At 65.5% G+C, this 22503-nt stretch carries 21 protein-coding genes; 9 read left to right on the top strand and 12 right to left on the bottom strand.

The annotated features are described in order from the left end of the window. Positions 1-7: 7 nt before the first annotated feature. The 4 genes from IPV08_RS04345 to IPV08_RS04330 all read right to left on the bottom strand — a co-directional run bounded on the left by IPV08_RS04345 (position 8) and on the right by IPV08_RS04330 (position 4321). Positions 8-316 (bottom strand): cupin domain-containing protein, encoded by a 309-nt coding sequence (locus tag IPV08_RS04345; RefSeq protein WP_056428392.1) that lies wholly within the window; start codon positions 314-316, stop codon positions 8-10. Positions 317-385: 69 nt separating this feature from the next. Beyond that, positions 386-1936 (bottom strand): GMC oxidoreductase, encoded by a 1551-nt coding sequence (locus tag IPV08_RS04340; RefSeq protein ID WP_207410905.1) that lies wholly within the window; start codon positions 1934-1936, stop codon positions 386-388. Then, positions 1933-3423 carry an alpha/beta hydrolase gene (locus IPV08_RS04335; RefSeq protein WP_207410904.1) on the bottom strand — a complete coding sequence of 497 codons (1491 nt, stop codon included), beginning with the start codon at positions 3421-3423 and terminating at the stop codon, positions 1933-1935. The genes IPV08_RS04340 and IPV08_RS04335 overlap by 4 nt, the downstream gene beginning before the upstream one ends. Positions 3424-3520: 97 nt before the next feature. Further along, complete coding sequence (locus IPV08_RS04330) at positions 3521-4321, bottom strand: DUF4239 domain-containing protein (RefSeq protein ID WP_207410903.1); 801 nt, start codon at positions 4319-4321, stop codon at positions 3521-3523. Positions 4322-4627: 306 nt separating this feature from the next. Here IPV08_RS04330 and IPV08_RS04325 point away from each other — a divergent pair, with 306 nt between their 5' ends. After that, positions 4628-5737 (top strand): HWE histidine kinase domain-containing protein, encoded by a 1110-nt coding sequence (locus IPV08_RS04325; RefSeq protein WP_207410902.1) that lies wholly within the window; start codon positions 4628-4630, stop codon positions 5735-5737. Continuing rightward, positions 5734-6186, top strand: a complete 453-nt coding sequence (locus IPV08_RS04320; RefSeq protein WP_207410901.1) for a response regulator — start codon at positions 5734-5736, stop codon at positions 6184-6186. Before IPV08_RS04325 ends, IPV08_RS04320 begins: the two co-directional genes overlap by 4 nt. A 48-nt stretch (positions 6187-6234) precedes the next feature. On the opposite strand, the gene IPV08_RS04315 is transcribed toward IPV08_RS04320, so the two are convergent. The 5 genes from IPV08_RS04315 to IPV08_RS04295 form a co-directional block, all read right to left on the bottom strand. Next, complete coding sequence (locus tag IPV08_RS04315; RefSeq protein ID WP_207410900.1) at positions 6235-8988, bottom strand: PAS domain-containing protein; 2754 nt, start codon at positions 8986-8988, stop codon at positions 6235-6237. A gap of 236 nt (positions 8989-9224) precedes the next feature. Beyond that, the gene (gene glnT, locus IPV08_RS04310) at positions 9225-10523 is read right to left on the bottom strand and encodes a type III glutamate--ammonia ligase (RefSeq protein WP_207410899.1); all 1299 of its coding nucleotides are present in this window, start codon (positions 10521-10523) and stop codon (positions 9225-9227) included. An 83-nt stretch (positions 10524-10606) separates the two neighbouring features. Further along, positions 10607-11983: an FMN-binding glutamate synthase family protein gene (locus IPV08_RS04305; protein WP_082470585.1), complete on the bottom strand. Its 1377-nt coding sequence runs from the start codon at positions 11981-11983 to the stop codon at positions 10607-10609. Further along, a complete protein-coding gene (locus IPV08_RS04300) occupies positions 11983-12672 on the bottom strand; it encodes a protein glxC (RefSeq protein WP_207410898.1) in 690 nt (229 codons plus the stop codon). The genes IPV08_RS04305 and IPV08_RS04300 overlap by 1 nt, the downstream gene beginning before the upstream one ends. Beyond that, positions 12672-13565 carry a glutamine amidotransferase family protein gene (locus IPV08_RS04295; RefSeq protein ID WP_056454435.1) on the bottom strand — a complete coding sequence of 298 codons (894 nt, stop codon included), beginning with the start codon at positions 13563-13565 and terminating at the stop codon, positions 12672-12674. Before IPV08_RS04295 ends, IPV08_RS04300 begins: the two co-directional genes overlap by 1 nt. Positions 13566-14204: 639 nt before the next feature. Between IPV08_RS04295 and IPV08_RS04290 the strand changes: the two genes are divergently transcribed. The 7 genes from IPV08_RS04290 (at position 14205) to IPV08_RS04260 (ending at position 18518) form a co-directional block, all read left to right on the top strand. Then, entirely contained in the window at positions 14205-14507 is a 303-nt protein-coding gene (locus tag IPV08_RS04290) for a hypothetical protein (RefSeq protein WP_348646071.1), read from the top strand. Beyond that, positions 14504-14914 carry a hypothetical protein gene (locus tag IPV08_RS04285; RefSeq protein ID WP_207410897.1) on the top strand — a complete coding sequence of 137 codons (411 nt, stop codon included), beginning with the start codon at positions 14504-14506 and terminating at the stop codon, positions 14912-14914. The genes IPV08_RS04290 and IPV08_RS04285 overlap by 4 nt, the downstream gene beginning before the upstream one ends. Before the next feature lie 55 nt (positions 14915-14969). Beyond that, entirely contained in the window at positions 14970-15140 is a 171-nt protein-coding gene (locus tag IPV08_RS04280; protein ID WP_200919106.1) for a hypothetical protein, read from the top strand. A 53-nt stretch (positions 15141-15193) separates the two neighbouring features. Further along, positions 15194-16597, top strand: a complete 1404-nt coding sequence (locus tag IPV08_RS04275) for an amino acid permease (protein WP_056428714.1) — start codon at positions 15194-15196, stop codon at positions 16595-16597. 7 nt (positions 16598-16604) lie between these two features. Beyond that, a complete protein-coding gene (locus IPV08_RS04270; protein WP_207410896.1) occupies positions 16605-17297 on the top strand; it encodes a hypothetical protein in 693 nt (230 codons plus the stop codon). Then, positions 17272-17571 carry a hypothetical protein gene (locus tag IPV08_RS04265; protein WP_207410895.1) on the top strand — a complete coding sequence of 100 codons (300 nt, stop codon included), beginning with the start codon at positions 17272-17274 and terminating at the stop codon, positions 17569-17571. The genes IPV08_RS04270 and IPV08_RS04265 overlap by 26 nt, the downstream gene beginning before the upstream one ends. Before the next feature lie 341 nt (positions 17572-17912). Beyond that, positions 17913-18518: an XRE family transcriptional regulator gene (locus IPV08_RS04260; protein WP_056454447.1), complete on the top strand. Its 606-nt coding sequence runs from the start codon at positions 17913-17915 to the stop codon at positions 18516-18518. Positions 18519-18548: 30 nt separating this feature from the next. On the opposite strand, the gene IPV08_RS04255 is transcribed toward IPV08_RS04260, so the two are convergent. The 3 genes from IPV08_RS04255 to IPV08_RS04245 are packed head-to-tail and all read right to left on the bottom strand — an operon-like array spanning position 18549 to position 22481. Continuing rightward, positions 18549-19166, bottom strand: a complete 618-nt coding sequence (locus IPV08_RS04255; RefSeq protein ID WP_207410894.1) for a sarcosine oxidase subunit gamma family protein — start codon at positions 19164-19166, stop codon at positions 18549-18551. Further along, positions 19159-22197, bottom strand: a complete 3039-nt coding sequence (locus IPV08_RS04250; RefSeq protein ID WP_207410893.1) for a sarcosine oxidase subunit alpha family protein — start codon at positions 22195-22197, stop codon at positions 19159-19161. Before IPV08_RS04250 ends, IPV08_RS04255 begins: the two co-directional genes overlap by 8 nt. After that, positions 22194-22481 (bottom strand): sarcosine oxidase subunit delta, encoded by a 288-nt coding sequence (locus IPV08_RS04245; RefSeq protein WP_207410892.1) that lies wholly within the window; start codon positions 22479-22481, stop codon positions 22194-22196. The genes IPV08_RS04250 and IPV08_RS04245 overlap by 4 nt, the downstream gene beginning before the upstream one ends. Positions 22482-22503 lie beyond the last annotated feature (22 nt).

Raw genomic sequence — 22503 nt, 5'->3', positions numbered from 1 at the left:
TGAAAGGCTACGCGGCCGGCGGAGCGGTGGCCTCGACCGCCGTGAACTCTTCGAGGATCGTGTAGGTGTGCTCGGCCTCGGCCGGGACGAGCCAGGAATCGCCCGGCTCCAGGGTCACCGTCTCGCCGCCGACCGTGAGTTCGGCGCGGCCGGAAATGACGTATCCCACCGTCTCGTAGGGCCGGCTGGCGCTCGGCTTGTCGTCCGTCGGCGGCTCGTGACGCCACATCCGCATGGCGACCCGCTCACCCTTGGCGAGGCGGATTTCGCCATGCGCATCCGCGCGGGCATTCGTCGTGGAGATCTTCGTGGTCATGGCGCTTGAAACCTCGTCGCGTTGCGGTGAATCCAACCGGGGCATGGCGGTGGCGTTCCTGATGAATCGTCAGGAGGGATGCCCGAGGAACGCCTCGGCCGAGCGCAGGGCCAGCGCCATGATGGTCAAGGCCGGGTTGGCGGCCAGCGAACTCGGGAAGGTCGATCCATCGCTGATCCAGAGGTTCGGAATCTCGAAGCTCCGGCCATGGGGATCGACCACGGCGCTGTCGCCATCCATGCCCATCCGGCAGGTGCCGATCGTGTGCGCGACGCGCTCCAGCACCCAGATGTCGGTGGCGCCGGCGGCTTCCCAGATCGCCTTCATGGTCCGCGTCGCATGGGCGTTCAGCCGGTCCTCGTTGGAGGAATAGCCGAAATCGATCTGCGCCTTGCGCATCCCGAACGCGTCCACCTCGTCGGCGAGGACCAGCACGTTGGCGTCGCAGGGCAGGGTCTCACCGTTGATCCCGATGCCCGCCATGTGGTTGTAACGATTGAGATGTTCGGTCAGCGCCCGCCCCCACAAGCCGCGCCCCCGCGCCACCGAGTTGCCCCAGGTGACCGGCAGGACGCCGAGACTCTGCATCAGGTAGCCGCCGGCGAAATCCGCATCATCGGGCCGGACCATGTCCTCGCTGATGAGCGACGAGGGATAGCCCCGGTTCATCCGCATCTCGGCCTCGAACGTCCCCCAGACCTGGGTCGCCACATGGCCCATATAGTTGCGGCCGACCTGGCCGCTGCCGTTGGCGAGCCCGAGATGCAGGAGGAGCCGGGGCGTCTCCACGGCCCCGGCGCAGAGGTAGACCGCCGCGCAACGCTGCCGATGATCGATGCCGCCATGCCGGTAGATCACCGACGTGATCCGGCCCTCGCGGTCACGCTCGAGCCCGTGCACGCGACAATCGGGACGGATTTCCACGCCATTGGAGACCGCATGCGGCAGGTAGGTCACATCCATGCTGGTCTTGGCGCCGGTGCGACAGCCCTGGTGGCAGTAGCCGCAGCTGATGCAGCCCCGGCGCAGGCCGCCGCCCTCCTGGGAGAAGTCGCGCGAGACGACGGCGGCAGGCGAGTCGGCGGTTCGAATGCCGAGCCGGTCGCAGGCTTGGCCCATCACCTGCGCCGGCGCGTTGCGCGGGACCGGTGAGAGAGGATAGCGCCGGCCGGGATCCCAGGGGTACTGGGAGGAGCCGGACACGCCGATAAACGCCTCGACGCGCTCATAGAATGGTAGCAGGTCGTCGTAATCGAGCGGCCAATCCACGCCCATCCCGGTCTCGGAGTGAAGACGCAGGTCGCGCTCGTCGGCGCGCGGCGTGAAAGCCCCCCAATGCAGGGTGGAGCCACCAACCCCGGTCCCGCTGTTGTTGGCGCCGAAGGCCTCCGGTGTCGAACCGCCGCTGAGGCGCTCCTCGGTCCAGTAGATCTCATCCGCGAGCGTTTCGTCGAACGCGAACTGCGTAGGATCGAAATTCGGCCCCGCCTCCAGGGCGACGACGGTGAGCCCTGCCGCTGCGAGACGGGCGAGCACGGGCGCGCCGCCCGCCCCCGTGCCGATGACGACCACATCGACGATGTCATCGGTTGCGTAGCGACGCATCGCATCGAGCTTCACAGACCGATCTCCCCGCCGGTCTTACCCAGGGCGGCAGATTCCCATGGTTCAGGGTCACCGATCCCCACCCGTACGAAGCCGGGCATACGATCGGTGTCGTCACCACCCGCACCGATCCCGCCGAAGCCGATCCGCGCGAGGCTGGCGGGATGGGCCAGATAGATCCGTACCGCGTCACTGCGCAGATCCTCGAACCACAGGCTCATTCTTTCGGCGTCGAACCCCTGCGTCGGCCCTTCGGGCGAGAGCCGCTCGCCGGCTGAGGCCGCTTGCAGGAGGGCGTCCTGATCGGCCCCGCCGAGGGACAGGAAGCCCGTCTCGTGGACGGATCTCGCGGCGGCATCGAGCGTGCTCAGCGCGACACGGTAAGCCTCGCCGTCCTCCGGCAGCTTGGCGAAGCGCCAACCATCCCCGGTTCCAGCAGCGAGCCGGGCCTCGATCCATGCAGCAATGTCGATCCGGCCGGCATCGTCCTGCGGGAGCACCCGGTCGAGGACGGCGCGAAGGAGGGCGAGTTCCATCGGGTCGAACCATGTGGACCGGTACTCCGAAGCATCGGGCTCGGCGCGGGCGATGAGCGCCGCCCTCAGACGGCTGTTCACCCGGTCGGAATTGATCAGCGCGCGGTAGGGCTGCGGCACCTCCGGTGAGGTAGACCGTCGCGCCGCCCCCTCCGCGACGAGATCTGTAATGAGCTCGGCCACCGCCTCCGGTCGCTCCAGGGGCAGGAGATGTCCGGCACCGTCGAGGGCAACGAGCCGGCCGGATGCCAGGTGAGGAAGCGTCAGTGCCTCCTGCGCTGTAACGCCGAGATCGGCATCCTCGGTTCCGCCCACGACCACGGCCGGTATGCGCAGGATGCCGATCCGGCGGCTCCAATCCTCTCGGGAGCCGTCGCGAAGCCATGCCGTCCAGGCGGCGGGAGCAGCACGCAGCACATCCTCGATCGCCCGGGTTCGACGCGGTTCGTTGAGGCGCGCACCGGTATTCTGGTCGATGAACTCTCCTGCCTTGCGCCGGCGGGTCTCCGCATCCGCGGAAATCCAGTCCAACATCTCCTGCCGCTTGTCGTCGGACATCGGCTCTGGACTCGGTGGCGAACCGCCGAGCAGGACCAGCCCAGCGAGCCCAGCCAGATCCGGCGCCCCGTCCTCGGCGCGCCGGGCGAGGGCCAGGGCCACCTTGGCACCCATGCTATGGCCGGCGAGATACCATCTGTCTCCGGGATCGGCGGCCGTAATGCGGGCGGCCACATAATCCGCCATCGCATCCACCGTGTAGCCCGGGACGTCAGCCGCATCTCCGAACCCCGGCAGGTCGAGCGCGACCAGACGAACGACGCCATCGAGACAGGCTGCGACCGGTTCCCATTCCCGCGCGCTTCCGCCGAGGAAATGCAGGCAGACCAACGTGGATGGGCCGCCGGTACCCAGACCCGGAATGACCGGGGCACCGGCGGTGGTATTGGAAGCGGGACGATTTGGCATCAGCCCGAACTCGGGCGCGTGCCCTCCCGATCAAGGGCTTAATCCCCCACCGGGCTTGCGGCATGGCGTCCGTCCACTCCGATCCGCATCGTGAGCGTCAGGGGGCCGACCCCTCTCTCAATCCCGATCTCAGTTCGAGGAAAAGGTCCTCCGAGATGGAATCGTAGCCATAATACGGCCAGTCGATGGCGACGATCATCGTCATGGCCAGAGCGATGGAGAAGGACAGGAGGCAGCTCATCAAGAGATGAGCCGCGAAATTTTCGACGCCGAACAGGACAGCGAAAGCGATCATCGAGATCGAGCCGAGAAGCACGACGGCCCAGACGATCCGGTCGACGCCATTGATGGCCAGATCGCTTCGTCCGCGATGGAGATCGTAGAGATCGTCGATGTGCTTGCGAAAGTCCTTCACCGTGAGAACGTCCGCCAGATCCTTCAGCGGCAGCGCCGCAGCTTCGAGCCATAGGCGGTGCAGCACCCGAGTTCCCGCGACGGCCCGCTCCGCCCGACTCGACTGGGGCCACTCCTCCTCGATCACCACCTGAACGTCAGTCGCCAGATGAGCAGGCATGGCAGCACGGTTCGGTTCGGGAAGGGTCGTCACCTCCCGCGCCAGTCTCGCGACTTTATCGGCCTCCTCGAAAACGAGGGTTTCGGCACGGTCCTTCCGCGTCATGACGGTGATCGCCAGGGAAGAGATCGAGATCGCGTGGATGACACCGACGACGGCGATGAAGAAGCCGGCGATATCGTTGTGGGACCGCCGACGATCCTTCTTCCAAACCCTGTCGACCATCAGGAGGGCCAACACCGTGCCACCCACGGAGATGGAGCTGATGATGCAGGCCATCTGCCAGATCGGCGCGCCATAGAGGAAATTGACGAAATCCATCATGCTCCGAGCCTGCGGTCTCGCATCGGCACGACGTCGCCCTGGCAAAGTGACATTCCGGCAAGTTCCGGCTTCGGCAGAGGCTCAAACGGGGGCTCACCTGCCCATGCGCACATCGACTGTGCAACCGAATGCGGTTGGGCGGAACAAACCCTCGCTCCTCGCACTTTCGCCTGTCGTCCCTTGAGGTTTTCGAGGATTTCAAGGATTTCGAGGATAGCCGGATACCCCTCGCCGGACCATGGCGAACCCGTTAAGATCTTGCGGCGCACCATCGGGTGTCGCCCATCTTCGCAGAGAGCCCGCTCCGTGCCGACCCGGCCGCCCTTCCTGTCCTCCGCCGAAGCATCGACATCCCTGCCGACGTTGCGCCGCGGCTCGCAGCTGCACGAGACCGAGCGCCGTCTGAACGCAGTGCTGAACAATGCGTCGGTGGCCATCTTCCTGATGGATGACAGGCAGCACTGCGTCTACATGAACCGCGCCGCCGAACTGCTTACCGGCTTCACCGTCGGGGAAGTGCTCGCGCGCGATTGCCCGCTTCACGACATCGTCCACCACACCTATCCCGACGGCCGCCCGTTCCCGCTGGAGGAATGCGCCATCGACCGTGCCTTCCCGGAGAACAACCAAGAACGCGGCGAAGAGGTGTTCGTCCACAAGGACGGTCATTTCTACCCTGTCGGGTTCACCGCGAGCCCGATCCGTGACGACGCCGCCAAAATTATCGGCACGATCATCGAGGTCCGCGACATCACCGAGGAGAAGGCGGCAGCCGAGCGGCAGAGGCTGCTGACCAACGAGCTGAACCATCGGGTGAAGAACACGCTGGCCACCGTCCAGTCCATCGCGGCGCAGACCTTCCGCGCCATTTCCGACCAGCCGGCCCGCGCCGTATTCGACGCTCGTGTCACGGCCTTGTCGAACGCTCACAACGTCCTGACCGAATCCAACTGGGAGAGCGCCAGCCTCATCGGCGTCGTCGAGCGGGCGATCGCGCCCCACGCGGTGGCGGAGGCCGACGCGAACCGGTTCCAGATCACCGGCCCGGATACCCGTCTTCATCCCAAGGTAGCCGTGACACTGGCCATGGCGTTGCACGAACTGATGACGAACGCCGCCAAGTTCGGTGCTCTTTCCGTGCCCGAGGGCAGGGTCACCGTCGTTTGGACGCTGAAATCCGATGGGGCGCGCGAGCGCCTTTCCCTGACCTGGACGGAGACGGGTGGCCCGGAAGTGGCTCCCCCGACGCGCAGGGGTTTCGGTTCCCGTCTTGTCGAGCGACAATTGCCCTTGGAGTTCGACGGCAACGCCGCGATCGATTTCGCGCCAACCGGAGTTGTCTGTCGCCTCGATATCCCCCTGACGGCCTTGGGCTGGCATGGGCAGGAGATCGTGACGGGGCGACAGGGCTCATGAGCATGCTCGAGGGGCGCCGCGTCCTGCTGGTGGAAGACGAAAGCCTGGTGGCGATGCTCGCCGAGGACATGCTGCTCGATCTCGGCTGCGAGGTCGTGATCGCCATGCGCCTCGAACAGGCGTTGAGGAACCTGCAAGCGGAGACATTCGATCTCGCTGTCCTGGACGTGAATCTCGGCGACGCGCGCAGTTATCCCGTAGCCGACAAGCTGTTCGAGCGCTGCATCCCATTCCTCTTCGCCACAGGCTACGGGGCGGCCGGTGTCGAGCCCGCCTATCGCACCGTCCCGGTGATGCAGAAGCCCTACCAGAAGGACGACCTGGAGACGCTGTTGCAGCATCTCCTGACCTGCGAGACGTCGCAGCGGAAGACCGAAGCCGGATCGTTCGGTTGCAGTTGCACGCCCCACTCGAATGGGGCGGGGCGCAATCAAATCCGGGCAGACTGACCCCCGGTTCCAACCTCCCAGCGCGCGTCGGTGCGCGATGCCGGCCGCCTAGTGGAAATCGGGCGGGGTATCGACGGCTTGCAAACCCTTCAATGAAGCTTCGAGCGTGCAGACCACGCCGGACATGCGGTAATCGAGGGAAACCTCACCGCCGAAATTGCCGGCCAAGCCGCGCGATATCAGCCGCGTGCCGAACCCCGTCCGCGTCGGCGGCTGCACGGGAGGCCCGCCGGCTTCGACCCAGCGCAGCAGCACCCGGTCGCTGCCGTCGCTCTCATGCGGGCGGATCTCCCAGAGGATGGTGATGCTTCCCTTCGCGGCGGAGAGCGCGCCGTATTTGGCTGCGTTCGTCGCGAGTTCGTGGAGGATGAGAGCGAGCGACATCGCGGCCTTGGCGCCGACATTCAGCGCGGGCCCACGAACGGCGAACCGGTCCGGCTTGTCCTTGTGAGGCTCCAGCGTGCTCTCGATCAGCGTCTTGAGGGGCGTATCGCCGAGCGAGCCGCCGAGGAGCAGGTCGTGGGATTTGCCGAGAGCGATCAGACGACCCGCCAGCACGTCCTTCGCGGTGGCGATGTCGGTGGCGTTGCGCATGGTCTGCGTGGCGATGGATTGCACCATCGCCAGCATGTTCTTCATGCGATGGCTGAGTTCGAGGTTGAGCACGCGCTGCTGCGCTTCCGCCTCGATCCGCGCGATCGCAGCGCGGGTCCGGTCGGCGACGTTGCGGACGAAACCGATTTCCTCGGTCGTCCAGGCATGGGGCACGTCCTTGGCCGCGTACAGCAAGGCCATGAAACGTCCGTGCTCCATGACGGGCAAGTTCAAGAGCGATCGGATGCTAATGGGGATGAGCGAGGCTGCATCCGCCACCGTTCGCGGATCTGAGGTGACATCCTCAATCAGGACTGTCCCGCCGGTCTTCAGCTCATCGATGTACGAGCCGTATTCCCGGAAGTGATGAAGTCCGTCGATACGGGGAATATTCTGGGCGGACCAGCCCCGGCCGATGAGGATGGTCTCGCGATCCTGGTCCACCGCGCCGTAGCCGGCATGGGACAGTCCGAGGGTACGGCCAACGATCTCGGCCGCGGTGAAGGAGATCGTGACAGGATCGCTCAGATGGCGAAGGCGGTCACCGAGTTCCGCGATGGCGAGGCGGCGGGTCTCGTTCTGTGCGCGTTCGGTGACATCGAGAAAGAGACAACTGAAGCGCTGGTCGCTCTCATGGCCAGCTCGAACCTCGAAGCTGCGGTCGAGAGCGGCGACCGTGATCTCGAACAGGGTTGGCTCGCCCGTATCGACGACGGTCGCATAGCGGTCGATCACCCATTGCTCGATATCGGGCACGAGTTCGCGGATGGTCCGGCCGACACTGTCATCGGGAAGGCCCGATTGCCGAGCAAAAGCCTGGTTGATCTCCAGGAATCGGTAATCCAGCGGCCGTCCCGCCGCGTCGCGGATAAGCTCGGCAAGAAAGAAGCCTTCCTGCATGCTGGTAAACAGGCCGCGCCAGCGTGCCTCGCTGGCGCTGATCAGCTGCTCGGCATTCTTTTGGACGGTGATGTCGCGCGAGACCGACAGCAAACGCTCCGGCTGCCCTTCGGCGTCGAGGATCGGCGTAACCTGCACATCCCACCACCGGAGATTTCCCGCCATGGTGTTGGCGAGGCCCTGGAAATGGCCCGTGCGCCCGGCCTTGGCGGCAGCGACAGCCTCCCGAGCCTGGATGTGACCTTGATCTTGCCAGAAATCGGGCCAGGGACAGTTCTTAATCGCGTTGAAGTCGCTGACTTCCATCACGCGCATCCCGCCTTCGCTCATGAAGGTGAGCCTCGTGTCGAGGTCCAGGACCTTGATGCAATCGGCCGAGGAGGCCAGGACGCTGCGCATGAACTCGGTGTCGTTGTGCTGCTTCTGGCTCGCGAGACGCTGTTCCGTGCGATCCCGCAGGATCTTGATGAAGCCCTCGGGATTCCCGTCTTCGTTCCTCAGCGGCATCATCTCGCCGAGCCCCCAGAACAGGGACCCATCCTTCCGCTTGTGCCAGCGCTCGTCGCTGGCCCGGCCATGCATCAGCGCCGCGCCCATCTCCTGCTCGGGCAAGCCGTTCTCGATGTCCTCCACTGTGAAGAAGACATGGGCGTACTCGCCGCACATCTCCGCCTCGGTCCAGCCGAGGACGCGCTCCGCCCCGGTGTTCCAGCTCGTGACCTGGCCGGACAGGTCCATCGAGATGATGCCGTAATCGACAGCGCTCTCCAGGATCGCCTTGTTGAGCCGGTCGCTCTCGCGCCGGTCCTGTAGGGCCCGCCGTAGATCGAGGAGGGCCATCACCTGCTTGGCCAGCGTGCGCAGGATGAGCATCTGCGCTGGGGTGAGGCTGTTCGGCTTGGTGTCGAGGACGCACAGCGTTCCGAGGGTCACGCCGTCCGCCGTCTGCAGCGGTACGCCAGCATAGAAGCGAACGTGCGAATCGCCGGTAACAAGCGGGTTCGTGGCGGTCCGCTCGTCGCGGGTCGTGTCGGAAATCTCGAACACCGCGTCCTGTTCACGGACGGCATAGCGGCAGATCGAGGAAGAGATCGGAGTCTCCCTCTGGCCGAAACCGGTCTCGGCCTTGAACCATTGCCGTTCGCCATCGAGCAGGGAAATCAACGAGATCGGCACATTGCAGGCCGCCGACGCCGCTTTCACGATATCGTCGAAATCAGCCTCGGCCTCGGTATCGAGGATGCCATAGCGTGCGAGGGCCGCACGACGGTGGGCCTCGATGCCCGCACTGTTGTCGTCGTGGTCCACAGAGCTTTCCTGCCCGCATTCGTCTTATTCGGACCGAAAAGCCGAGATCCGCCGGTTCATGCGCCGAAATTCCAAGACGGGCAACCGGCTGCGATATGTCCCTCACCATGCTTATCATCAAGAGCGATCCAGGTCGAAAGCGGCGCAGGACGGCCGCTCTCGGACGACGGTTGGGGCGAGGAGCGAAACGACACCTCGCACTCATGGGCTCCCGGAAACCGGCCGGGAGCCTTCCGTCAGCAGTCGAGCGTGGTGTCGCGCTCCCACTGCGTCAGATGGCGCGAATAGGCGTTCCATTCCTCGGTCTTGAGCTTGAGATAGCTGGGCACGAAGCTGCCGAGGGATTGAGCGAGGACGTCCGACTGTTCGAGCGCCCGCATGGCGTCGAGCATGTTGAGCGGCAGGCGCTTGACGCCCTCGACCATGTGACCGTCCGTGTACATGTTGATGTCGAGCCGCTTGCCCGGATCGCGCCGGTTGCGCAGGCCGTCGAGGCCGGCAGCGAGGAGACCTGCCTGGAGCAGGTAAGGGTTCGCGGCGCCGTCGGCGAGACGGAACTCGAAGCGCCCGCCATCGGGGATGCGGATCATGTGGGTGCGGTTGTTACCCGTATAGGTCACCGTATTGGGGGCCCAGGTCGCGCCGGATGTGGTGCGCGGGGCGTTGATGCGCTTGTAGGAATTGACGCAAGGGTTGGTGATGGCAGCGAGCGCATCGGCCGAGTGAATCAGGCCGCCGATGAAGTGGTAGCCCTCCCGCGACATCCCGATCTCGTCCGACGGATCGGAGAAGACGTTGCGCTCCCCGTTCCACAGTGAGACGTGGGCGTGGCAGCCGGAGCCGGTCAGGTCCATGAAGGGCTTGGGCATGAAGGTCGCCCGAAGTCCGTGCTTCTCGGCGATCGAGCGGGTCATGTACTTGAAGAAAGCGTGCCGGTCGGCCGTGATGAGGGCGTCGTCGTAGTCCCAGTTCATCTCGAACTGGCCGTTCGCGTCCTCATGGTCGTTCTGGTACGGCTTCCACCCGAGGGTCAGCATCGCATCGCAGATCTCGGTGATCACGTCGTAGCGGCGCATGAGGGCCGACTGGTCGTAACAGGGCTTCATCTGCCGGTCGGCCATATCGGCGGGTTCGGAACCGTCGGGCGTGATCAGGAAGAACTCGCACTCGACGCCGGTCTTCATCTGAAGGCCGTCCCGCGCCGCGTCCTTGATGAGACGCTTGAGGATGTTGCGCGGCCCCTGCTCCACGGGCTTGCCACCCATGACGAGATCGGCGGGCAACCAGCCGACCTCCGGCTTCCAGGGTAACTGAATCAGGCCCGCCGCATCGGGGACGGCCAGGAGGTCGGCATCGGCCGGGCTCATGTCGAGCCATGTGGCGAAGCCTGCGAACCCCGCGCCGTTCCGACAGGTGCTGGCGATGGCGGCGGCCGGGACGAGCTTGGCGCGCTGGGTTCCGAACAGGTCCGTGTAGGATACGAGGAAATACTTGATGCCACGCTCTTTTGCGACGGCTTCGAGATCCGGGGTCATGGCGTCACCCTGCGTTGCGTCGTGCGGCCGATCGCGGCCATGCGGTGGAGAAAAGGCCGCCCTTCAGGGGCGGCCTTGCGTGGTCAGAAGCCGGTCTTTCCGGGAATCCAGCTGGTGCCGGCCATCGGAACCTGCGCCATGGCGGCAGCCTCGATGGTGAGCGCCACGAGGTCTTCGGGTTCGAGGTTGTGCAGGTGGCTCTTGCCGCAGGCACGCGCGATGGTCTGCGCTTCCAGCGTCATCACCGCGAGGTAATTGGCGAGACGCCGGCCAGCCAGAACCGGATCGAGGCGCTTGGCCAGTTCGGGATCCTGCGTCGTGATGCCGGCGGGATCCTTGCCCTCGTGCCAGTCGTCATAAGCGCCGGCGGTGGTGCCGAGGGCCTGGTAATCGGCCTCCCAGCGTGGATCGTTGTCGCCGAGGGCGATAAGCGCCGCCGTGCCGATGGCGACGGCATCCGCGCCCAGGGCCAGAGCCTTGGCCACATCGGCTCCAGAGCGGACACCGCCCGAGACGACGAGTTGCACCTTCCGGTGCAGACCGAGATCCTGCAGCGCCTGCACCGCGGGGCGGATCGCCGCCAGGATCGGAATGCCCACATGCTCGATGAACACGTCCTGCGTCGCGGCTGTCCCGCCCTGCATGCCGTCGAGGACAACCACGTCGGCGCCGGACTTGGCGGCGAGCGCTGTGTCGTAATAGGGCCGCGAGGCGCCGACCTTCACGTAGATCGGCTTCTCACCATCGGTGATCTCGCGCAGTTCCTCGATCTTGATCTCGAGATCGTCCGGCCCGGTCCAGTCCGGGTGGCGGCAGGCCGAGCGCTGGTCGACGCCCGGGGGCAGGCAGCGCATGCCCGCGACACGCTCGGTGATCTTCTGGCCGAGCAGCATGCCGCCGCCGCCGGGCTTGGCGCCCTGGCCGATGACGATCTCGATCGCGTCCGCCTTCCGCAGGTCGTCCGGGTTCATGCCGTAGCGCGAGGGCAGGTACTGATAGACCAACGTCTGAGAATGCCCGCGCTCCTCCTGCGTCATGCCGCCGTCGCCGGTGGTGGTCGAGGTGCCGGCGAGCGTGGCTCCGCGCCCGAGGGCTTCCTTGGCCTGGGCGGAGAGCGAGCCGAAGCTCATTCCAGCGATGGTGATCGGTGTCTTGAGGTGGATCGGCTTCGAAGCGAAACGCGCGCCCAGCACCACCTCGGTGCCACAGCGTTCGCGGTACCCCTCCAGCGGGTAGCGACTGATGGAGGCGCCGAGGAACAGGAGGTCGTCGAAATGCGGCAGCTTGCGCTTCGCCCCGGCCCCCCGGATGTCATAGATGCCGGTTGCGGCGGCGCGGCGGATCTCGGACATCACGTCGGGCGTATAGGTCGCCGAAAAGCGGGGCTTGGTGCGCGGCAAGGGGCGCGCATCCTTAAGGGTCGGATCCTTGAGGGTCGGGTCCTTGGGAGTCTCGGCCATCAGTAGGCTCCGGCGTTGTCGACGTTGAAATGATAGAGGCGGCGCGCGGAGCCGTAGCGCCGGAATTCCGACGGGCTCACCTCGCCCGCCAGTCCGGCGGCCTTGAGCTTGGCGAAAAGCTGTTCGCGGTGCTCGTCGCGCATCTCTTTCTCGATGCAATCGGCACCCAGACTCTTGACCGAGCCGCGCACGTAGAGCCGCGCTTCGTAGAGGGAATCGCCCAGCGCCTCGCCGGCATCGCCCAGAACGGTCAGGGTTCCGGCCTGGGCCATGAAGGCCGACATGTGGCCGATCGAGCCCTTCACGACGATATCGACGCCCTTCATCGAGATGCCGCAGCGCGCGCCTGCATTGCCGTCGATCACCAGCAGGCCGCCATGAGCCGTTGCGCCGGCCGATTGGCTGGCGTCGCCGCGCACATGGACGAAGCCCGACATCATGTTCTCGGCGACACCCACGCCCGCATTGCCGTTGATCACGACGCTGGCGAGCTTATTCATGCCGGCGCAGTAATAGCCGACATTCCCCTCGATCTCGACGGAGATCGGCGCATCGAGGCCCACCGCTATGGCGTGGCGGCCGTCCGGGCCGGTGATGGTCCAATGGGTCTCGTTGGTGTCGGGACGTAGGGCATGCAGCGCCCGGTTGAGGTCGCGCAGAGGCGCCTGGTTGAGATCGTAGGACGACATCAGTGACGCTCCCAGGCGTAGACCTTGGCGGGTTCGGGTTCGAAGACGCGGGCGGAGGCGATGCCGGGCAGACCCACGAGGGCCCGGTATTCGGAGCCGAACGCCACGTAATCGTCGGTCTCGGCCATCACCGCAGGCTTGCAGGCGATCGGATCGCGCACGACGGCGAAGCCCGTCTCGGTCCCGACCACGAAAGTGAAGAAACCGTCGAGATCCGACAGGCTCGATTCCAGGGCCTGCTGGAGGGACGCCCCCTCGCGCATGCGCCAGCTGAGGTAGCCGGCGGCGACCTCGGTGTCGTTCTTGGTAGCGAAGGTGAGGCCCTCGCGCTCGAGGCGGCGGCGCATGTCGTTGTGGTTCGACAGCGAGCCGTTATGGACCAGGCATTCGTCGATGCCGGTAGAGAACGGGTGCGCGCCATTGGTGGTGACCGCGCTCTCCGTGGCCATGCGCGTATGACCGATCCCGTGGGTGCCGGTCATGCCGGCGAGATCGAACCGCTCGGCCACGGAGGCCGGTAGCCCGACCTCCTTGTAGATCTCCATGCGCCGGCCGGCGCTGACCACGTCGATGCCGGGCGCCTCCTTCTTGAGCCACGCGCGGATCCGCCCCTCGCGCTCGGCGGGCACGGAAATGACGGTATGAGTGTCGCGTTCAATCTTGTCGAAGGTGAATGTGAGAGCCTCTTCCAGACCGGAGATCGCCTTCCGCAGCGCTGCCTGATCCGCACCACGAAGGGTGAGCTTCACGCCGTCACTGTCCGATCCGTAAACGGCGAAGCCAGCACTATCGGGACCGCGATCCGTCATGGTCGCGAGCATCTTGGACAGAAGCGAGCCAAGCTGCGGCTCAAGCTTTGAGTTCTTCAAGTACAACCCGACTATACCGCACATCGCACTTTCCCGCTTCCACCGAGCATGTTGATCGTTGCTCTCACATTCCAACCGACCCGTCAACTATCGGTCACAAAAAATTCTTCCGGGGAAATATCGGGGTGACCGATCATCTGTCGCCCGAACAGAGGCGCCTTTCTGTGAGGCACGTTGCGAAAAGGACAAATGCTCGCAGCGAGATTCGCCTGGCCACCACAGCGCCCTGCAAGTTTACCGCTCTGAAGAACTGTATCGCTGAGAACAAGGCGTCGTTACGATACGCCTATCCTCGTCAAATAGGTCCGACGCGACCTGTAGCGACGAGAACACCTGCTCGCCGGAACGACGAAAAATTCCCTTCAAGAAATAGGGTTTCGCGAAAAGCGTGAGGCCGTCAAGTCCTGACGAACGGAGAATGTGTCCCTTCATCATAAGAGAAAGTGATGGCTCGCGAGCGAGTGACGAGGTCACCGCCCACCCCTCTCCACCATCAAGCGACGGCTGAGAAACAGTTGACTCTCTCAAGGGACAGGCAAGAAAGTTCAATATGCGTGCACTGCGCCACCAATTTAGGCATTGACAAGGGCCTATTCTCGGCAGGATCTTTCCAGAAAGGAACCCTGGGTTCTCAAAAAGAAAATTTGCGAACGAGGACATGCCGTGAATCAGGATCCCCGCATCTCAACCATGTTCAGACGCGACAGCGCAGCCGCAGCGTTCGCCGTGGTCGCGGTCTGGCTGATCTATGCCTTCACGTTCTGGAGCATGTGGAAAGCTTTCGAGAGTGCCAACCTGCTCATCCCGATGGCGATCCTTGGCGCCATTGTGCTCTTCCTCAACACAGCATCCACCTTCGCGATGATCCGTCACTACAGTGAAGACAAGTCCGCAATCTACGGCACCGACATCTATTATCTCGACCAGATCCGCAAAGCGCGGCAGCACAAAGGAGCAACCGAATGAAAAAGGTTCCCTACGAGCCGCCGAGTCAGTCGATCATCGGGCAGATTTTCGATGCGATCCTGATGCTCATTCTTGTGTTCATCACACTCTACCTGCCGCTTTGGCTCAAGCTGGCCGGCGGCGGCACGACCACGACGGAATATCCGAATCCATCCTGGGAATCACTGGGACAGAACGCGGTCATGGCGGCTCAGTGGGAGAAGCTGGGCATCGCGCCAGAGAAGGCCGCGACGATCATCGGGACCCGATTCGACTATAACTTCAACTGGACGGCCCTGGCATTCACGGCGCTGATCATCGTGGCCTACTTCGTCTTCATGTTCCGCTACTCCGAACACGAGTACCGCGAAGTCATCGCCGAGCGCTTCGGCGACGATGACCCGAGTAAGACAGTAGAGCCTCGCTGAGCCTCATTGGCCGCGGTCACAGTCAGCCCGTTCATTTCCTACGAGGATATCCGTCATGGTCGAGATCATGAACTGGAGTGCCTGGGCGATCGCCGGAGCCCTTGCGCTCTGGATGGCCGTCGATCTGGTGCGCACCAACCGAGCCTTCGGAGAGGACTACCTTCTCTCGTCCGAGGAGGGCGAGATCGTGGATGCCGATGTCGGCGAACAGGCAGCGAGGTCGTGATGCAGGATGTTCAGATCGCCACTCCGCCTGGATTCCAGACCCCGAAAGTCTCGCTGCCAGACGTGTCGTCAGTATCGGCCGCTGTGCCCGCCAGGAAGATCGCGCTCTTGCGCGTGCTCGGGCCCGGCCATGTTTGGGCGCTCGGCGTCGGGATCGTGCTGGTGGGCGAGTTCATGGGTTGGAACTTCGCCGTCGGGAAGGGGGGGCCGGTCGCGGCGCTGACCGCCTGCTGGCTCGCCGGGATCCTCTACACCTGCGTGGCCATGATCGATTCTGAGATTACCTCCACGGTGGCCGCCGCGGGCGGCCAGTACGCGCAGGCCAAGCACATCATCGGGCCGCTCGCGGCCTTCAATGTCGGCCTCTACCTCGTGATGGCCTACACGATGCTCGAGGTCTCGAACGCCATCGTGACCGGGGATCTGATCGAAGCGTTCATGGCCAATCTCGGCGTCGCGGGCACCGTCGACAAGCGCGCGTTCATGGTGCTCACCATCGTGGCCCTCGCCTTCCTGAACTATCGCGGCGTGCTCGCATCGTTGACGATGAACCTGCTGATCACGGCCGCTGCCTTCCTCGCCATCGTGGTGCTCTTCGTGGCGACCCAACCCTGGGCGCCGGGCGCAGTGCTGCAGCACGATGCCCTCTTGGTCGGCCTGCCCTACGGGAATCTCGGCATCCTCGCCGCCATGCATTTCGGCCTGTGGTTCTACCTCGGCATCGAGGGAACGACGCAGGCCGCGGAGGAGGTGCGCTCGCCCGCCCGTGCCCTGCCGCTGGGCACCATGACGGGGATGATGACCCTCCTGATCGCCGCGACGGCCACTTGGTACGTCTGCTCTGGGCTGATGCCCTGGGAATATCTCGGCCAGGCCGTGACGCCGCTCTACGATGCCGGGCGTCTCACGGGGAATCGCTGGCTCGAAGTGTTTCTGTTCTTCGGCACCCTGTTCGCCACCGTCGCCTCGGCCAATGGCTGCATCAACGACGCCTCGCGGGCCTGGTTCGCCATGGGGCGCGACCGTTACATGCCGGCCTGGTTCGGTGCGGTGCACCCCGCCTACCACACACCCTACCGGTCGATCGTCTTCTTCGTGCCGGTGGCGATCATGTTCGCGGTCTCGACGCCGCTCGACCAGACCATCACCTTCTCGATCCTGTCCGGGCTGCTCGGCTACACGCTGATGGCGCTCTCCATCGTCCTGTTCCGTCGGAAATGGCCTCTCGGCACCATTCAGAGAGGCTACGTCCATCCGCTCCATCCGCTGCCGTGCCTTCTGCTTCTGCTTCTGTGCAGCGTCACCTACGTCGCGGTGTTCCTCGGCTACGGGACGCAGCTCGTTGCGATGATGACCTTCTACATCATCGCCTCCGCCTGGTTCGTGCTGCACCGCTACAAGTATGTCAGGCGCGGCGACCAGTTCACGATGCACTGGCCAAAGCCGCGCGGCTATTGAGGGCGGAATGATCGACCTCCTCGTCCTCCCGATGCTGGGTGCCGCCGGCTACGCGCTCTACCGGCGCGGCCGGACGGCCTCGGCGGAACGGGCCGGAATGCTCCGACCCTGCGAAGACCTTCTGGCGAAGCCGGTCCATGGCCGCGACCCGACGGGCTTCGGAACCCTCACGGGCCGGTTCCTGGGCATGCCGGTCGAGATCAGGGTCATCCCGGAAGCCCTTGCCTTCCGGCGCCTGCCGCAGCTCTGGCTCAGCGTCTCGGTGCATCATGCGACAGGCGTTCGCGGCACGATCGACATCCTCAGGCGCGTGGTGGGTGCCGAATTCTATGCCCCGGCGGACAATCTCCCGGCGCGCTACGATGTGCCGGAAGGCTGGCCGGGCGAGACGCTGGTGCGGGGATCGCTCGGTGCCGGGCCCGTCCTTGCCCGTGCCTCCGGCACAATCGCGACCATTCTCGCCGAGCCACGCGTGAAGGAAGTGCTGCTCACGCCTCGGGGGATCCGGATCGTCAGCCAGCTCTGCCAGGGCGAACGCGGTGCCTACCTGCTCCTGCGCGAGAACCGTTTCCCCATGACGCAGATCGGTCCGGAGCAGTTGCGGCCTCTGCTCGCCCAAGCAACCTGCCTCGTCCGGAGCCTTACCGGAGAAGATGCAGTCCATGGATCCGAAGATGCCCCTGCACGCGCCGCAGCCTAACCCCTATCTGGTCCTCGCGGCCGCCATCCTGCTGCCGGGCATGGGCCATGTGCTCCTCGGGCAGGCACAACGCGGATTGGGCTTCGCGTTCTTCACTCTGGTGGGAGCGTGGCTGACCACGAAATTCGCGTCGCCGGATGTGGATGTGATCGGTCGTCACGCAGCAGGCGTGTTCGTCTGGGCCCTCTCGATCCCCGATGCTTACCGGATCGCGCGCCTGCGTGCGGTGACATCCTATGGTTCCACGTCACGCCCAATCACTTCGACATCCTGACCCACGGCCTGTGTGGGCGATCGTCCGGAAACGGGCGCCCGCCTTCACTCGAGGCAGGCTGGACGTCTTCTCCGAAGCAACGCGTCCGCTCGCACACCATCTTTTCTACACGGACGGGTTTCGCGGTTCGGCGCGCCTGATCGGCTGATGTGTCGGGCAAAGGAACCAACCGCACAGATTCTGCCATCGACAATCATGAGTCGGATCGCCTCACCGGCAATCGCGCAATCTGTTCGATGCGGTATTCCGGTGTTAGACGTGAATCCTGTGCCGACATGATGGCTCCTGAGCCCCGCGTCGTGCTCGATGCGTGTTGCGATGAGGGCGAGATCAGAAACCGGATGCTGAACACCGCCTCTAACGCACCGGTCGACGACAAGCGCACACTCGAGCGGGCACTCGGCCACCAGATCCGCCTGTTCCGGCGCGAGCGCGACCTCTCTGTAGCTGATCTCGGCACGGCGGCCGGGATATCACCCGGCATGATCTCCAAAATGGAGAACGGGCAGATTTCGCCGTCGCTGTCGTCGATCAATGCTGTTGCAAAGGCGTTGAACGTGCCCATCACCGTGTTGTTCTCGGCCTTCGAGGAGAGCCGCGACTGCTCCTTCGTCAAGCGCGGACAGGGCGTCGTCATCGAACGGCGCGGCACGAAGGCCGGACATCTCTACGAACTGCTCGGAGCGGGCCTGCGCGGCGAGATCGTCGTCGAGCCCTATCTCATCACCCTGGAGAACGATGCCGAGTCCTATACGGAGTTTCGGCATGGCGGCACCGAGTTCATCTACATGCTGACCGGCGAAGTCATCTATCGCCATGACAAGCACGATTACACGTTGCAGCCGGGGGACTCGCTCCTGTTCGATTCGGCGGCCTCGCACGGGCCAGCCAAACTGATCAAGACCCCGATGACCTACCTGTCCGTCATCATCTACCCGCGCAGCTGAAGCATCCGGCCGGGGAACAGCCGGCTCCGCTCACGGCGCCGCGTTGCGAACGTCGTAGCCGAACTCAGCGGCGGCATGGCTCAACCACGACCAGACGCTGCCGGCGAAGCTGCGCGCCACGGCGAGGTCGTAGGTGGGGGAAGCGTCCCGCTGCCAGATCTGCGCGCTCATATGCGCAAGGGCGGTGACGGCCACCTGCCCCGGCTGGAAGGCACGGGGATGAAGGTCGATGGCGAGGCCTTTGGCGAGGAACGCCCGGGCGTCCGGCCCGGACACGCGGACGATCGCGCGGGCGTCGCTCTGGTCGGTGACCGCGGCAATACCCTGCAACGCCTCGCCGAGGCCCGCCATCTCCTGGCGCGTCTCGAAGAGAGCGAGCCATTGATCCGGTCCGGACCAGACCAATCCCCGCTCTCCGGTGAGACTGGCAGTCCCCGTATCGGGCAGCGACCAGCCGAAGCGCTCGCCCAGAACCTGCTGCAGGGCGTCGGTCCGGCCCTTCACCGCGATCACGGTGGCAAGCCCGAATTCGTCGCGCAGGGTCAGGGTGAGACCGGGCTCGCCGCCCGGGCGGCCGTGCCGACCGACCGGCGCGATCCCCGCCCAGGCGCTCCTCGGCCGCCATGTCGTCTCGATAACATCAGACACGCAGCTTCTCCTCTTTCGGGTCGACGAAGACCGGTGAGCAGATCTCGACTTCGACATCCCCGTCGCGCACCGGATCGTAGGCGCGAACCCGTGTGCCATGGCGCTCGGCGCCACGTCGGATCAACCCGAGCCCGATCCAGTGCCCGAGGCTCGGCGAATAGGCGACGGAGGTCATGACGCCTTCATCGGCCGCGAGGCTCGGGGCGGCGCCGACGGCGAGGAACCGCGCCCCCGCGCGTAGGCGCTGGCTGCGATCGACCGGGCGGAACCCCACGAGGATCGGCCGTTCGGGATCGACGAGGGCTGGGCGCTCCTTCATCAGCCGGCCGATATAGTCCTTTTTCTTGGCGAGCATGCCGCCAAGGCCGATGTCGCGCGCCGTCGTCTGGCCGTTGATCTCGGCGCCAGCGGCGTGGCCCTTCTCGATGCGCATCACCGAGAGCGCCTCCGAGCCGTAGGCGGTGATGCCGTGGGCCGAGCCGGCCGCCATGACCGCACGCCAGGCGGCGTCGCCATAGGCCGCCGGCACCGCGAGTTCGTAGGCGAGTTCACCGGAGAACGAGATGCGGAACAAACGCGCGGGGATGCTCCCTCCGACCGTGATGTCGGCGCAGGCCAGGAAGGGGAAAGCCTCGTTCGATAGGTCGAAACCGGGATCGACGATGCCCTGCAACGTGTCGCGGGCACGTGGGCCGGCCACTGCGTATTGCGCCCACTGCTCGCTCACCGAAACCATCTGCACGTCGAGTTCAGGCCACAGCCATTGGTGGCAGAATTCCAAGTGCTGCATGACCTTGGCGGCGTTGGCCGTAGAGGCCGTCATCACGAAATGGCTCTCGCCCAACCGTGCGATGGTGCCGTCGTCCAGGACGAAGCCGTCCTCACGTAGAAGTACGGCGTAGCGCGCCTTGCCCACGGGCAGCGTGCCGAACGGATTGGCGCAGACCCGCTCGATGAGAGCGAGGGCGTCCCGGCCCTGGATGTCGATCTTGCCCAACGTCGTCACATCGCAGATGCCGACATGGGCGCGCACGGTATTCACCTCGCGATTGACCGTTTCCAGCCAGTCGCTCTCGCCGGCCTTGGGGAAATAGGCCGGACGAAGCCACAGGCCGGTCTCCACGAAGACCGCGCCCTGCTCCTCGCACCAGGCATGCGATGGGACATGCCGGGTCGCGCGGAAATCCTTGCCCCGGTGATGCCCGGCGAAAGCGCCGATGGCGACGGGGGTGAAGGGCGGCCGGAACATCGTGGTGCCGACGCTCGCGACCGGCTGGCCGGTGAGCTCCGCCATGATGCCGAGCCCGGCGAGGTTCGAGGTCTTGCCCTGGTCGGTGGCCATGCCGAGGGTGGTGTAGCGTTTCAGCAGCTCCACCGCACGGAAGCCCTCGCGATGGGCGAGCTCCACATCGGAGGCGGCCACGTCGTTCTGGAAATCGACGAAGGCCTTGCCCCTTGAGACCGGCACGCGCCACAGCGGCGTATGGGCGATGCTCTCGGGATCGGTCTTCGGGGTCTCGGGCGCGGCGCTGGCGAATCCGCAGGCTGAGGCGGCCTCCGCACCGGCCCGGCCGCCGGTCTCCAGGCAGGAGGCGAGGGTGAAGGCCCCGCCCGCCGCCCCGACGGCCACCATGCCCGAAGGAAGCGCACCCGGCACGAAGGCGTGGATCGCCTCGTCCCAGACCGGTCGCCGCGACAGATGCGAATCGAGATGCACGATCGGATTCCAGCCATTGGCCATGGCGAGGCAGTCGCTGGCGATGGTCTGGCGGCTGCCATAGGTGTCCACCACCTCGATCGCCTCTAGGCCGAGATGCCCCTTCGTACCGGTGACGTAGCCATCACAGATCACCTGCGCGCCGACGGCCTCGGCCGCCCGGCGCAGCTCGGCCGGCACCGATGCGCGGGAATCGATCACGGCCACCACCTGTCCACCCGCCGCAGCGACATCGGCCACGGTGCGCCAGCCGTCATCGCCCGAGGTGAAGATCGCGACGGCCCGGCCCGGCAGTACACCGTATCGGTTGAGGTAGGTCCGCACCGCGCCGGCCAGCATCACGCCGGGCCGGTCGTTGCCGCCGAAGACGTGCGGGCGTTCGATGGCTCCGGCGGCGAGGATGGCCTGCTTTGCCGTGATCCGCCACATGCGCTGGCGCGGCGCATGAGCGGAGGGCACGGCGAGATGATCGCCGACGCGCTCGACCGCCCCATAGGCACCGTGATCGTAGACCCCGAACAGGGTGGTCCGGGGAAGGATGCGCACCTCCGGCATGGATTCCAGTTCGGCGAGGGCATCCGCCACCCAATCCGCACCGGATCGCCCGGCGATCTCGCGCCGGTCGGCGAGGAGGCGTCCCCCCGTCCGGTGATCCTCGTCGACGAGGATGACGCGCGCGCCCGAGCGTCCGGCGGCCAGGGCCGCCGCAAGCCCAGCCGGTCCTGCCCCGATGACCAGCACGTCGCAGAAGGCGAAGGCCTTGTCGTAGGTGTCGGGATCCGGCGCATGGGCGGCCCGGCCGAGGCCGGCGGCGCGGCGGATCATCGGCTCGTAGAGCTTCTCCCACAGAGCAGCCGGCCACATGAATGTCTTGTAGTAGAAGCCCGCCGCGAAAACCGGCGCCGCCAGGGCGTTGACCGAGAGGGCATCGTATTTCAGCGACGGCCAGCGATTTTGGCTCGACGCCTCCAGACCCTCGTAGAGTTCGGCCACGGTGGCGCGGGTGTTCGGTTCACGCCGTGCGCCCGAGCGCAGTTCTACGAGGGCGTTCGGCTCCTCCGAACCGGCGGTGAGGATGCCGCGAGGGCGGTGATACTTGAACGACCGGCCCACGAGGCGCACCCCGTTGGCCAACAGCGCCGAGGCCAGGGTATCACCCTGGAAGCCGCTGTAGCGCTGGCCGTCGAAGGTGAAGTCCAGGGGGCGGCGCCGGTCGATCATGCCGCCGGTCGCGGTACGAAAGCCCTGCCCAACGGCCGTTGCCGGGGAGGCGCCGCTGGGGGAGGCGGTATCCCGAAGGGTGAGCGTGGTCATGCGACCTCTCCTGTCCGACGGTTCAGCGCGACATCGCGGGCGGAGGACACCCCGGTGATCTCGTGGGTGCGCGTATCTCGATCGACCACGAGCCAGGAGCGGCAGCCGGCGCCGTGATACCAGAGCTCGCGATGGGGGCCGGCCGGGTTGTCGCGCAGGTAGACGTAGTCGTGCATGGCGGCGGGCGGCACCTCCATGCCGTCGGGCCGGATCGGCGCGGCGTCGCCGAGATAGCTGAACTCGCCGTTGTCGCGGGGCCCGCAATGGGGGCATCGGATACGCATGATCGTCGTTCCCTCAATCCAG

Source organism: Methylobacterium sp. SD274 (genome assembly GCF_017355285.1).
In the GTDB taxonomy this organism is placed as follows: domain Bacteria; phylum Pseudomonadota; class Alphaproteobacteria; order Rhizobiales; family Beijerinckiaceae; genus Methylobacterium.
Note: the sequence above shows the minus strand (reverse complement) of the source record. Positions and strands in the feature narration are given on the sequence as shown.